Below are 12,889 nucleotides of genomic sequence, written 5' to 3' on the forward strand. Positions count from 1 at the left end.
GCCTAATCGGGTAGCTGGGAGCTTTTAACTCCCAGCCCCCACACCACCCACCGTGCGGGTCCGCAGTAGGCGGTTCAACGAGCGTGCTCGTGTGACGACGACGCCTTCAACCCTTGTCCGGCCCGTAGCTCTGTGCTTTGCACCACAGGTCTTTGATGCTGAGCAGTCCCTGTGCCCTGAGCCAGTCGTTGGACATGGCCTGTTGGGTCACCGGAGTTCTGGCCATGCGCCAATAGCTCAGGCTGCTCACGCCGTGTTGGATGGCAGCCTTCAGCGGTATGCCCAAGTCCAGCAGGTGCCGGATCTTAGTGCGCGCCCAGCGCCACTGTTTCCAGTAGCACATACGCACCCGACGTCGGATCCATTCGTCCAGTTCCGGGATCGGCCGGTAGTACTGGCTGATCCCGTAGTACCCGAACCATCCCCGCAGATACTGACCGAGCTTTTCCAGCCGGTACTCCATGCTGACGCCCCAACTTCTGCCGGTGAGTTGCCGCACCCGATGCTTGAAATTCGCCAGGGATTTCTCTGTCCAGCGGATCTTCTTGCCCACAAGAGTGAAGCCTAGAAAGCTGCATTCACTCATCGGTGCGACTTGGCTCTTGGCCAGGTTCACGGTGAGCTTGAGGGTGGATTGCAGGAAGTACGTGAGGCTTTGCATCACCCGCTCGGCCGCGCGTCGGGACTTGACCAGGATGATCACATCGTCGGCGTAGCGGGCGAAGCGGTGTCCGCGGCGTTCCAGTTCGAGATCGAACTGGTGCAGCAGGACGTTGGCCAACAGCGGCGAGAGCGGCCCGCCTTGCGGCGTGCCCACCTCGCTGGGTTGGGGGTGCTCCCCGACCAGCACCCCGGCGCGCAGGTAGCGCCCGATCAGGGCCAGCAGTCGCTTGTCGGCGATGCTTCGACTCAGCAGGCTCATCAACAGGTCATGGTTGACGTTGTCGAAGAACCTGGCCAAGTCCAGATCTACCGCCCAACGGTAGCCGGCCTTCACGTGCGCCTGCACCTGGCGGATCGCCTGGTGTGCATTGCGGCCCGGTCGGAAGCCGAAGCTCGATGCCGAAAAGCCCGGATCGAAGATCGGTATGAGCACCTGGGCGATGGCCTGCTGGATGACCCGGTCCGTGACGGTCGGGATGCCCAGTTGCCGTTGGCCGCCATCGGGCTTGGGGATATCCACCCGTCGCACCGGTTGCGGCCGATATCGCCCGGCCTCGATCTGCTCGCGCGTGGCTGGCCAGTGTGCGCGGGCGTGTTCGGGCCATTCCGCCGTGGTCACGCCGTCGATACCCGGCGCCCCCCTATTGGATTTGACCCTGCGCCACGCCCGCGCCAGGTTGTCTCTGGCCAGCACGGCCTCGAGCAGGTCTTGGCCGTCTTGGTTATGGTCGTCGTCTTGGTTCAAGGCTCGGTGCATGCCGACCGCCGCCGTGCCTGGCCCATGCGGGCTTCATCGGTTTGGTCGAGTTCGGTCACGTCTGCTCCTTAGTATCTCGTTGTTCAGCCCTTCGGCAGCCCGACACCTGGCTGCCTACTATGGCTTCTGCTGACTTCTGCACCGTCACGCCCACCGTTGCCAGTGGACGCGCTGCCCGTCTGATCGTGCGTCGCTGCCGGTTTCTTCGCTCGTGGCGGGCAGCTCGCCACGGCTCCTGGTCCTTGGTTGCCCGGTGGGACCGGCCGGGTCATCGTCACGATCAGGCTGGCCGCCGTCAGCACAGACCTCCCCAGGTAAGAACGCGAACTGTCGGTGCACAAGCGCCGCATTTACCGTGGCCGGCGTACCGTTGGGCTTCGCTGTCATGTGCCAGCTCGCCTCGCCTGCCTCGGCCTTCTATGCGGTTTCTGTCCGTCGCCTCGCACCTCTTGCACTCCGGCTTCCTCCAGACAATCCCTCACGGGCTTGCCCTTGCCTTCGGCTCGTGGTTATACTCGGTTCACAATGAATCCAAGTCGGTACTCCCACAGGGGACTTGCACCCCATAAGTTCGCGCCCATGCTGGGCGCACACAAGTCGCTCAAGGTCGCGCCATAAATGGCGCTGGACAGCCACAACCGGCGCATGCTTCGCATTTTATGCGCCGCTTGTGTCTGCCCCTTAGCTCGGCGTTAGTTCTTCTCAAAATACATCGCTAGAACCAATACTCCACTATTTAATTACTCTCCCTGCGAGTTATTTCTCACTGATCCAGCAAAGTCAATTCGCCCTACTTTCCATACCAGCACCAGTACCGGCACACCCAATAATGCAGTGCCAGTAAAGAATGTGGCGTAGCCGTAAGCATCAACAAATTCTCCACTGAAACCGGCGATAAATTTTGGCAGCAGCAGCATGATGGAGCTGAACAACGCATACTGCGTGGCGGAATAAGCAGCGTGCGTCAATCCTGAAAGGTAGGCAACAAAGGCAGAGGAGGCAATACCTGCTGCCAGGTTATCGGCTGAAATGGTGAAGACCAGCCCGCCGACATCATGCCCTCTGCCCGCCAGCCATACAAACAGCAGATTGGTGGCGGCTGATAATACCGCTCCCAGAAACAAGGTACGGATAACGCCGATGCGGGCAACCAGCACACCGCCCATGGCTGCGCCCAATATGGTCATGATCACACCATACACTTTGGAGATGGTGGCTACTTCATCTTTGGTATAGCCCATGTCCACATAAAACGGATTGCTCATGATGCCCATGACGACGTCTGAAATCCGGTATATGGCAATCAATGCCAGAATCAATAGTGCGTGATAACCGTAGCGCATGATGAAATCACGAAACGGCGCAATCACTGCACTATCCAGCCAGGCAAGCAACCGGGCTGATGCTGTCGCTCCTCGTGATCCACTGTTAACCGTCAATTGTGCAACGGGTACCTCCGGTTCACGAATTATCAACGTAGTCATCATCCCGATCAGCATACAGCTCGCCATGATGGTATAGGCTACCTGCCAGGAAGCAGCGCTGTATTCACCAGGTGATGCATCCAGTGCAGCGGCAATCCACAATACCCCTGCCGAAGCCAGAATCATCGCCAACCGGTAGCCTGCCTGATAGGTTGCGGCCATCGCGCCCTGCAGTCGTAACGCAACCGCTTCGATCCGGTAAGCATCCAGTGCGATATCCTGAGTAGCGGAAGCAAATGCCACGATGATTGCGCACACTGTCATGCGCACCAGATCTTCCGCCGGATCAGTACGGGCCATACCAATCAATGCCATGCTAATGGCCAGTTGTGACAGCAATAACCAGGCACGGCGGCGCCCCAGCCAACGAGTCAGCAGTGGCAATGGCATCCGATCAACCAATGGCGCCCATGCCCATTTGAAACCGTAGGCAAGCCCCACCCAGCTCAGATGGCCAATGGTGGCACGGTCGATACCCGCTTCACGCAACCAGAACGACAATGTGCCGAGTATCAGCAGCATGGGCAGACCGGCAGAAAACCCCAGCAGCAGCATGCCCAGCACTCTCGGATGAGTATAGATACGCAGTGCATGCAGCCAGCCGACGCATGCGCCTGGTTTCATAGATTGAAATCGTAATCGATGGTCAGTGGAGCGTGGTCAGAAAAGCGCTCAGCCTTGTAAATCGAGACACCGGTTGCCATAGCTGCCAACCCCGGTGTTGCAATCTGGTAGTCGATCCGCCAGCCCACGTTCTTCGCCCATGCCTGGCCACGATTGGACCACCAGGTATATTGATCCGGTTCCGGGTTGATCTTGCGAAATACATCCACCAACTTCAATTCATCGAACACGGTGGACAACCAGGCGCGTTCCTCCGGCAGGAATCCTGAATTTTTCTGATTGGAACGCCAGTTCTTGAGGTCGATTGCCTTATGCGCGATATTCCAGTCTCCGCACAGCAGCACCTCACGACCACACTCTGCCAACGACTGCAACAGCGGAAGAAAATGCTCCATGAAGAAAAATTTTGCTGCCTGGCGGTGCTCTCCGCTCGAACCGGAAGGAAGGTAAATCGAAATAACGGTCAGGTTGCCGAAATCCACTCTCAGGAAACGCCCTTCCATATCAATTTCAGGAATGCCGGTTCCCTCTATGATCTGATCGGGAGAATAACGGGTATAGAGCCCAACTCCGCTGTAGCCCTTTTTTTCCGCACAGTGGAAATAACCGCTGTAGCCATCCGGTGCACGCATCACTCCATTGATGTCACCCTGCTGTGCTTTCAATTCCTGCACACAGATCACATCTGCCTCCTGTCGAGGAAGCCAGTCAAAAAGCCCTTTGCCAGCTGCCGAACGCAGACCGTTCACATTCAAAGTGATAATTCTCATACAAATCGTAATTAGTGCGCGCCTAATGCAGGGAGACCAGGCTTGCAATAGACACGCCCCGGATAGCCTGGTACACGGCGTGTGTTCGGAATGACATCACCACTGCGGATACACTGTATGGTTGCTTTATCCAGATTAGCGAAATATTCATTTTCTCCCGGCTGGAACGATGCAGGAGGAACCGCCTCACGGATGAGGCGACAGGTTTCCGGCTCATTCTCAGGAATCGGATCATCCGTATGGGGTGGCAGCCGGCAAAGCTGGCAGGGATTACCCGGGCAAAAACAACCTTTGCACTTCGTTGCCGCTACATTATTAGTACCAGTTGGCTGATTGGCTGATGATGTCACGGGCAAAGCCATCAGCATTAGAAACATTGAACATACCATCCATTTCAACCACATCCGTTCATCTCCTTTAAATCAACAAAACAAATCCAAATCTTCCAAAAATTCAGGCAACGGCAAAAACGACCTTTCAGCGTTGGCAGATTGCTTCAATGTCATCTCGCGAAAACAGTATTTTCATCACCGCAGACAACTTATACCGTTTATCCCGGTATTTCCGGAATAATCTGCCGCAGCAACTGAAACAAAGCACGAAAATTATGGGGAGGTTTACCGGCCAGTTTTTCTTTTTCGATATTACGCAACAAGGTACGTAACTGGCGCACATCCGTGTGCGGATAGGTTTGCACGAATTCGGTCACCGCTGTTTCATCACTGATGAGGCGATCGCGCCACCGCTCCAGTTGATGCAGCCATGCGGTATGGCGCATACCGGTATGCTGCCATGCATCCAGCTTTTCCTGAACAGGTAGTGGATCAACTGCACGCATCAGTTTACCGATGAATTGCAGGTGCCGTCGGCGTGCGCCATGGCTGGTTATTTTGCGGGCTTCCAGCAATGCTTCTGCCAGTTTCTCGGGCAAATCCAATTCTGCGATGCGGGCAGGTTCAAGTTCCACCAGCCGCTCACCCAATGCCTGCAAGGCATGCATTTCCTGCTTGAGGCGGGTTTTGCTGGGCCGGGATTCAGATTCGGGATCAGGCTGGGAAACAGTTTGCGGATGGTCGGACACAGTCACTCGTATCGGGAACAGTCAATAAACTGTTATCATAACCTGCTTTGGAAAACAGGGCGCGCTGAAGAACATCAGCGTACAGCAGGAACTGGTTTCACAGCCTCTCTCTGCCACTGACAGCCCGAACTTGCAAGCAGTCGTTCCTGTTTCATTCCGCCTCCAGCCAGATCAGCACCAGGCTCACGCCAATCTGGAAGTGGAATCTGTTTCAATGCACTGATAAACCGTCTCCTCCCCAATTTATATGGACAACTCGAATCATCACCCCGAACAACCGCAATCCTTTTCTTATTCCGTTGAGACTCTGCAACAGATCGCAGACGATGTACTGACGCTCGCCCACAAGGGAGGGGCTGACGCCTGTGAAATGAATGTCTCGGAAGGCTCCGGTCAGAACGTCACCGTGCGCCAGGGAGAAGTCGAAACCATCGAATACACGCGTGACAAAGGATTGTCCATTACCGTCCATATCGGGCATAAGCGGGGCAATGCCAGCAGTTCGGACTTTTCTCCACAGGCGATACGCGAAACCGTCTCTGCCGCACTGTCGATTGCCCGATACACGGCAGATGATATTTACGCCGGGCTGGCTGACCAGGATTTACTGGCGACTTCCTTCCCGGATCTCGATCTTTACCACCCGTGGTCACTACCTGTCGAAGAAGCCATCGAACTGGCACGCCAGTGCGAAGCAGCTGCCCTGGCAACTGACAAACGCATTACCAATTCCGAAGGCGCCAGCGTATCGGCCGGCGCCTCACACTTCGTTTACGCCAATTCGCTCGGATTCTGCGCCGGTTATCCACTGTCACGCCACAGCATCAGTTGCGCGGTCATCGCCGGCGAGCAGAACAACATGCAACGTGATTACTGGTACAGCGTTGCACGCGCGGCGGGTGATCTCGAAGCCATCGAAGAAATCGGCAAAAAAGCCGGTATGCGCAGCCTGGCACGCCTCGGCGCCAGCAAAATCGCAACCTGCGAAGTGCCGGTACTGTTCGAATCGACCATCGCCTCCAGCCTGATCGGCTATTTCGTCCAGGCAATCAGTGGCGGCAGCCTGTACCGGAAATCTTCCTTCCTGCTGGACAGTATTGGCAGACAGGTATTTCCGGCAACCATTCAGATCAGTGAGTTACCGCATCTTCAAAAAGGTCTGGCAAGTTGTGCGTTTGATGATGAAGGTGTCGCCACTCATCCGCGCAAAGTGGTGGAAAATGGTGTCGTGCAAGGCTATTTTCTGGGCAGTTACACGGCGCGCAAGCTCGGTATGCGTTCCACCGGCAATGCTGGCGGCAACCATAACCTGATCGTGGAAAATAATGTTTCGTTATCTTTCGATGCTCTGTTGAAAAAAATGAACAAGGGCTTGCTGGTTACCGAACTGCTCGGCCATGGCGTCAACCTCGTCACCGGAGACTATTCCCAGGGAGCAGCCGGGTTCTGGGTGGAAAACGGTGAAATCACTCACCCTGTAGAAGAAATCACCATCGCCGGCAACCTGAAAAATATGTTGTCCGGCATCGTCGCTGTCGGTAATGATGTCATCGTACGCGGCTCACGCCAGTGCGGTTCATTACTGATCGAACGCATGACCATCGCCGGACATTAAACCGGGCACACCGCAGCAGATCATTCCTCATTCGATCACCAGCCTGTAACTCCTATCCGGTCAAACAAGGTTTTCATGACAAATACGCGCAACGAAAATCTCGGCTATGTGTACGGGCTGATCGCCGTTACTGCATTTGCCCTCACACTTCCGGCCATGCGGGCGGCACTGAGTGCGCTCGATCCCGTTTTCGTGGCGCTTGGCCGGGGAGCCGGTGCTGCTGTGCTGGCAGCCGTTTTTCTATGGTTCACTCGTCAGCGTTTACCAACACGTGAAGAAGCCAAAGGCTTGATCATCGTTGCAGCAGGCGCTGTGATCGGTTTTCCGCTGCTCGCTGCCTGGGCAATGCTGTATGTGGATGCTTCGCACGGCGGTGTTGTCCTCGGTATTCTTCCGTTGGCTACTGCGGTGGCAGCAGCCCTGTTTTCCAATGAACGTCCTTCTATGAAATTCTGGCTGTTTGCACTGATAGGGGCGGGGCTGGTGGTCGGCTATTCGCTCAGTCGAGCGGGTGGAACACTCCACCCGGCTGATCTTGCGCTGTTCGGTTCTATCGTTTGTGCCGGTGTCAGTTATGCGGAAGGAGCAAGGCTGTCCAAATCACTGGGCGGGCCGCAGGTCATTTCGTGGGCGCTGGTTTTTTCTTTTCCCATCCTGATCATTCCTGCCATTCATTACGCACCGGTATCGCTGAATCTGCCGCTCGAATCCTGGCTGGGATTCATTTACCTCACGGTCATCAGCCAGTACCTCGGCTTCTTTCCCTGGTATCACGGACTTGCTCTCGGTGGTATCGCAAAAGTAGGGCAAACCCAGTTGCTGCAACCGTTTCTGACCATCATTGCCTCCGTATTGCTACTGGGAGAACACGCAGATCTCATGACCTGGCTGGTGGCCACTCTCGTGGTTGCAGTCGTTGCCGTCGGCAAACATGCTCAGGTGAAACACAATGATCCCGAGTCAGCAACCATAGCAGATACCAGCCCCCACAGCTGACGACTTCCTCCATCGTTTTCTGTGCTTGAATCTTTGCTTCTGATCGGGTTATCAACCATACGATCAATTCAACTGCGCGATTCAGGTTTTATCTTTTCTCTTTCGCTCGTGCCAGTGCAAGGGCCAGCGCACCGGCAGGTTCAGATTTCCCTGTTCTGGACGCAGTCTGTAGTGAACGGGAACCTCGCCGGGATTGTCGGTCATCCGGCCTGGCTTTTCGTGTTTCCGGCTGGCTGATTGTTTCAGGAATATCGTCGATTCGCATAGTCAGGCTGATACGTTGGCGTACCGCATCCACCGTCAGTACCCTGACCTTGACGACTTGCCCCGGTTTGACGATCTGATGGGGGTCTTTGATGAATTTGTTCGCTAGCGCAGAAACATGCACCAGACCATCCTGATGCACGCCAATATCGATAAATGCACCGAAAGCGGCTACATTGGTCACGACACCTTCGAGAATCATCCCGGGTTGTAAATCGGTGATTGATTCAATCCCTTCCTGAAAAACGGCTGTTTTGAATTCCGGACGCGGATCACGGCCGGGTTTTTCCAGCTCGGTCAGGATATCGCGCACGGTTGGCAAACCAAAGGTTTCATCGGTAAATTCTTCGGCAGAAAGCCCTTTGAGTGTGCCCGGCTGGCCCATCACCTGCCCGATTCCCTTCTTCAGGCGCGCCAGGATACGTTCGACCACCGGATAGGCTTCCGGGTGAACAGCGGAACGATCCAGTGGATTATCACCATCGTTGATGCGCAGGAAACCTGCAGCCTGTTCGAATGTTTTTTCCCCCACACGCGGCACCTTGAGTAGCGTTTGCCGGTTTGAAAACGGGCCATGGGCATCACGATAGCTGACGATGTTCTGCGCAAGTACACGATTGAGACCGGAAACCTGAGCCAGCAGCGGAGCAGATGCGGTATTGACATCCACACCGACCGCATTGACGCAATCTTCCACCGTAGCATCGAGTGATCGCGCCAGAATACGCTGATTCACATCGTGCTGATACTGGCCGACGCCAATCGATTTGGGTTCGATCTTGACCAGTTCTGCCAGGGGATCCTGCAAGCGTCTGGCAATGGAAACAGCACCGCGCAGGCTCACATCCAGATCGGAAAATTCTGCTGCAGCCAGTGCGGACGCTGAATAAACCGAGGCGCCTGCCTCGCTGACAACAATTTTGGTCAGCTTCGATTCGGGGGACTGTTCCGCAACCAGCCTGACAACTTCGGTAGCCAGTTTGTCGGTTTCCCGGCTTGCTGTCCCGTTGCCAATCGAAATCAGTTCAACGCCATGCCGGTGTACCAGTTGCACGAGGGTTGCCAGCGAACCCTGCCAGTCATTCCGTGGCTGATGCGGATAAATCGTCACGGTTTCCAGCAATTTCCCGGTAGCATCGACCACAGCCACTTTGCAGCCGGTACGGTAACCCGGATCGAGCCCGAGCACGGCCTTGGGGCCTGCCGGAGCCGCCAGCAGCAATTCACGCAAGTTCCGGCTGAAAATCCTGATCGCCTCTGTTTCTGCCGCTTCACGCACCTGCAACAACAGTTCGGTAGTGAGATGCAGATGTACTTTGACACGCCAGGCCCACTGGCAAACATCCCCAAGCCATTTATCCGCTTTCCGATCACGGTTTTCGATCCCGAAATGTGTTGCAATCATGGCGATGCAGGGATGTGGAATGCTCTCCCGGGCTGTTTCGTCCAGATCCAGATCGATTCTGAGCACGCCCAGCGCACGACCGCGAAACAATGCCAGTGCACGGTGCGATGGAATCAACCGTACCGGTTCGGTATAAGCGTAATAGTCACGGAATTTTTCTTCCTCTGCCTTTTCCTGACCGGCAACGACTGTCGAAGTCACCACCCCCTCCTGCCAGAGCTTGCTACGCAGTACAACGAGCAAATCCGCTGTCTCCGCAAAGCGTTCAGCCAGAATATCGCGCGCACCTTCAAGTGCTGTTTTCGTATCGGGAACATTGATCGCTTCCACCCCCTCAGCAGCCGGCACCACCTTGATATATTTTGCGGCTTCCTGCTCAGGATCGAGTGTCGGATCTGCCAGAAGCGTATCCGCTAGCGGCTCCAGTCCGGCTTCACGTGCGATTTGTGCCCGGGTGCGGCGCTTCGGCCTGTAAGGCAAATAAATATCTTCCAGAAGCTGCCTGGTAGCAGCCTGATCGATGGCATGACGCAGTTCATCGGTGAGCTTGCCCTGCTCCTCGATCGAAGCCAGGATAACTTGTCGTCGTGCTTCCAGCTCACGCAGATAAGCCAGCCGCTCTTCCAGCAAGCGCAGTTGTGTGTCGTCCAGGTTACCGGTCGCCTCTTTGCGATATCGCGCAATAAAGGGTACGGTTGCCCCCTCATCCAGCAGCATTACCGCTGCGCTGATCTGCCGCGGTGCGACATCAAGTTCTTCGGCGATGGTGTTGATGATTTTTTTCTGCGTTGGCTCTGAAACAGCAGATGGGGCTGTAGAAGTCATGAAGTTTGTGAAAAAGAGAAATCGAAAGAGAAAATCGAGAGCAAAACCGGATATCAATGAGAAAAATCCTGAGATTTCTTACGCCTCAGCCAATCTGGCGTAGTTGTGCTCAGATCTTCAGATGAATATACCGCCATAAATGAATCGCAATATATCGTGTCTACCTGCAAATTTCATCACTCGGGCAAAGGCGCATATTCTAATTAATATATTATCCGAAAGGCAGGAAAGTAAGCCGGTAATCCGGCATTTCCCTGCACCCGCCGTAAATATAAAAACAGGTATTTCCGCAGCCTGTCGATGGAGGAAACAACCTGACAGCCATAATCGACAAAGTCTTATCAGATCAGGATGACAGTTTCATCAAGACCAGACCACTGATGATCAGGGCGGCTGCCAGAAGCCGCAAGGGAGTCACTGATTCTCCCAACACAAAGATGCCTACCATAAATGCGCCTATTGCTCCAATCCCGGTCCAGATCGTATAGGCTGTGCCGAGCGGAAGTATTTTCATCGAGAGTGAAAGCAGCACAAAACTGGCAATTACACCCGCAATGGTAATGATGGAATAGACTGGGTTGGTAAAGCCATTCGAGAGTTTCATCGTGAAAGCCCAGCCCACTTCAAGTAAGCCCGCAAAAATCAGCATCATCCAAGCCATCTCATCTCCATTGAAAGATACCAGGTCGTCCCGGATAGTAGATTGTCCCGAAGATGAGGTCGTCCTCAATCAGGAAATTCGCGTTTTATTTGATTTGTCCCTGAATCATCCGCTGTAGCTGTTTCAGGTAAGGATAATAATGAACTTCTATCGAATGACGGGGACGCGCAATAAATTGTTGTGCCCGGTTTCTCCCTTCTGATAGCGCCAATTTACGCCAGTTTAGTGGCAGCTGTATTTTGTTTGTTAATAATTGGCCTATCAACCTGGCCTGTATTTCGGCAAGTGGCCAAATGCAGCCCTGCGGCTGAATCAAGCCGACAAAAAACAAACTGGGATGATCCGGATGAAATATTCGCAGGAAAAGTGGAATATGAGCCGCTTCTTCCCAGTCAAGAAAATCCCGATCAAAAAATGGGAAGCTGATTTTATAGCCGGTAGCAGCAATGAGCACATCATACTGCGCTGTAGCGTTGTCAGCAAAATATACCGTTTGCCCGGAAACTTTCTGGATACCGGGGCGAGGATGCACTTTGCCATGTCGGATCTTATCGAATAACGCTGAGTTGATGGTTGGGTGCGCCCGGGTTGGAGAAAAATCTGGCTCTGGTAATGCGTAATCATGATAACGCCCGATCTGGAGACGAAGGCTGATTCTTTGTAGCCCATCCTGTACGCTTTGAGGCAGCCAGTGGAAAGTAGCGGCAAAAGTATCGGTAGGACGACCCATGATAAATTTGGGAATAATGTATTGTGGCGAACGCAAGCTGATATCTACTCGTGCAGCCACGCGGCTGGCTTCTACCGCGCAATCACACCCTGAGTTACCGGCACCGACTACGAGTATGCGTTTGCCTTCAAGCCCCTGGTTGGTTTTGTACTCATGCGCATGCAGATACTTTCCCGTGAAGCACTCTTTCCAGTCAGGATGGCGTGGTACGGAGTGATGACCATTGGCAACAAGCAAGTAGTCAAACTCTGCCTGAGTGCCATCATCCAGATGCAAACACCAGCGTTCTTTTTCAATCTTTTCAGCACGGAGCACCGCTGTATTGAATCGAATATAGTGATCCAGATGAAAATGCCGTGTGTACGCCTGGAAATACGCGAGTATTTGCTGGTGACTGGGGTAATCGGGATAATCGTCAGGCATCGGGAAGTCGCTGAACTGTGATAAAGCCTTGCTGGAAATGATATGAGTGGCTTCGCTTACGCTGCTGTGACTTGGAGCTGCTGTATATACCCAGTTGCCACCGATCTGGTCACTTTTCTCGAAACAGATGATCTCCTTCAACCCTGCATCGAGCAGATTTTTGATGGCAGTGAGACCAGAGCAGCCGCTACCGATGATTGCAATCCTCATTGATTACCTTTTGTGGCTAGTACTTAGTCTTCAGACTCAATTCCCTGCCCTTGGGGTGTTAAGGCAAATCGACATTTACGGATTTCCAACATCTATAATTTTTGCTTTACTGAAAGAGGTTTAACATTTTCAGTGAGGAATGTATGAAACGCTATGAATTGAACAGGGAGCAATGGCGTCGAATAGAGCCGTTTATACCGGGTAAAATTGGGGATCGTGGCCGACATGGCGCGGATAATCTATTGTTTATAAATGGTGTTTTATGGGTTTTACGCTCTGGTGCGCACTGGCATGACCTGCCGGAGCGGTATGGCAAATGGAAAACTGCTCACAAACGCTTTACGCGGTGGGCACAGGCCGGTATTTGGGAAAAGATATTCG

12 protein-coding genes are annotated in these 12,889 nt (G+C 54.0%); 3 read left to right on the forward strand and 9 right to left on the reverse strand.

All coding sequences use genetic code 11. The features are described from left to right. Nucleotides 1-106: 106 nt before the first annotated feature. The 6 genes from ltrA to yjgA form a co-directional block, all read right to left on the reverse strand. A complete protein-coding gene (gene ltrA, locus B5D58_RS12590; RefSeq protein WP_198407847.1) occupies nucleotides 107-1,408 on the reverse strand; it encodes a group II intron reverse transcriptase/maturase in 1,302 nt (433 codons plus the stop codon). A 95-nt stretch (nucleotides 1,409-1,503) separates the two neighbouring features. Then, a complete protein-coding gene (locus B5D58_RS14240; protein WP_158297474.1) occupies nucleotides 1,504-1,650 on the reverse strand; it encodes a hypothetical protein in 147 nt (48 codons plus the stop codon). 510 nt (nucleotides 1,651-2,160) lie between these two features. Next, the gene (locus B5D58_RS12600) at nucleotides 2,161-3,528 is read right to left on the reverse strand and encodes an AmpG family muropeptide MFS transporter (protein WP_011112689.1); all 1,368 of its coding nucleotides are present in this window, start codon (nucleotides 3,526-3,528) and stop codon (nucleotides 2,161-2,163) included. Further along, nucleotides 3,525-4,298: an exodeoxyribonuclease III gene (locus tag B5D58_RS12605; protein ID WP_011112690.1), complete on the reverse strand. Its 774-nt coding sequence runs from the start codon at nucleotides 4,296-4,298 to the stop codon at nucleotides 3,525-3,527. The genes B5D58_RS12600 and B5D58_RS12605 overlap by 4 nt, the downstream gene beginning before the upstream one ends. Before the next feature lie 11 nt (nucleotides 4,299-4,309). Further along, nucleotides 4,310-4,702: a hypothetical protein gene (locus tag B5D58_RS12610; RefSeq protein WP_143023783.1), complete on the reverse strand. Its 393-nt coding sequence runs from the start codon at nucleotides 4,700-4,702 to the stop codon at nucleotides 4,310-4,312. Nucleotides 4,703-4,848: 146 nt separating this feature from the next. After that, nucleotides 4,849-5,385 carry a ribosome biogenesis factor YjgA gene (gene yjgA, locus B5D58_RS12615; RefSeq protein WP_011112692.1) on the reverse strand — a complete coding sequence of 179 codons (537 nt, stop codon included), beginning with the start codon at nucleotides 5,383-5,385 and terminating at the stop codon, nucleotides 4,849-4,851. A gap of 241 nt (nucleotides 5,386-5,626) precedes the next feature. Between yjgA and pmbA the strand changes: the two genes are divergently transcribed. Continuing rightward, complete coding sequence (pmbA, locus tag B5D58_RS12620) at nucleotides 5,627-6,994, forward strand: metalloprotease PmbA (RefSeq protein ID WP_011112693.1); 1,368 nt, start codon at nucleotides 5,627-5,629, stop codon at nucleotides 6,992-6,994. Nucleotides 6,995-7,069: 75 nt separating this feature from the next. Next, complete coding sequence (locus B5D58_RS12625; RefSeq protein WP_011112694.1) at nucleotides 7,070-7,990, forward strand: DMT family transporter; 921 nt, start codon at nucleotides 7,070-7,072, stop codon at nucleotides 7,988-7,990. Nucleotides 7,991-8,078: 88 nt separating this feature from the next. Here B5D58_RS12625 and B5D58_RS12630 read toward each other — a convergent pair whose 3' ends face one another. The 3 genes from B5D58_RS12630 to B5D58_RS12640 all read right to left on the reverse strand — a co-directional run bounded on the left by B5D58_RS12630 (nucleotide 8,079) and on the right by B5D58_RS12640 (nucleotide 12,508). Continuing rightward, nucleotides 8,079-10,484, reverse strand: a complete 2,406-nt coding sequence (locus tag B5D58_RS12630) for a Tex family protein (protein WP_011112695.1) — start codon at nucleotides 10,482-10,484, stop codon at nucleotides 8,079-8,081. 346 nt (nucleotides 10,485-10,830) lie between these two features. Beyond that, nucleotides 10,831-11,145, reverse strand: a complete 315-nt coding sequence (locus B5D58_RS12635) for a DMT family transporter (RefSeq protein WP_011112696.1) — start codon at nucleotides 11,143-11,145, stop codon at nucleotides 10,831-10,833. Nucleotides 11,146-11,230: 85 nt separating this feature from the next. Next, complete coding sequence (locus B5D58_RS12640) at nucleotides 11,231-12,508, reverse strand: flavin-containing monooxygenase (protein ID WP_011112697.1); 1,278 nt, start codon at nucleotides 12,506-12,508, stop codon at nucleotides 11,231-11,233. A 143-nt stretch (nucleotides 12,509-12,651) separates the two neighbouring features. On the opposite strand from B5D58_RS12640, the gene B5D58_RS12645 reads away from it, so the two are divergent. Next, nucleotides 12,652-12,889, forward strand: a 238-nt coding sequence (locus tag B5D58_RS12645; RefSeq protein WP_143779554.1) for a transposase, incomplete at its 3' end; no start/stop codon positions are given.

It is taken from the genome of Nitrosomonas europaea, from assembly GCF_900167395.1.
GTDB classification, from domain to species: Bacteria; Pseudomonadota; Gammaproteobacteria; order Burkholderiales; family Nitrosomonadaceae; genus Nitrosomonas; species Nitrosomonas europaea.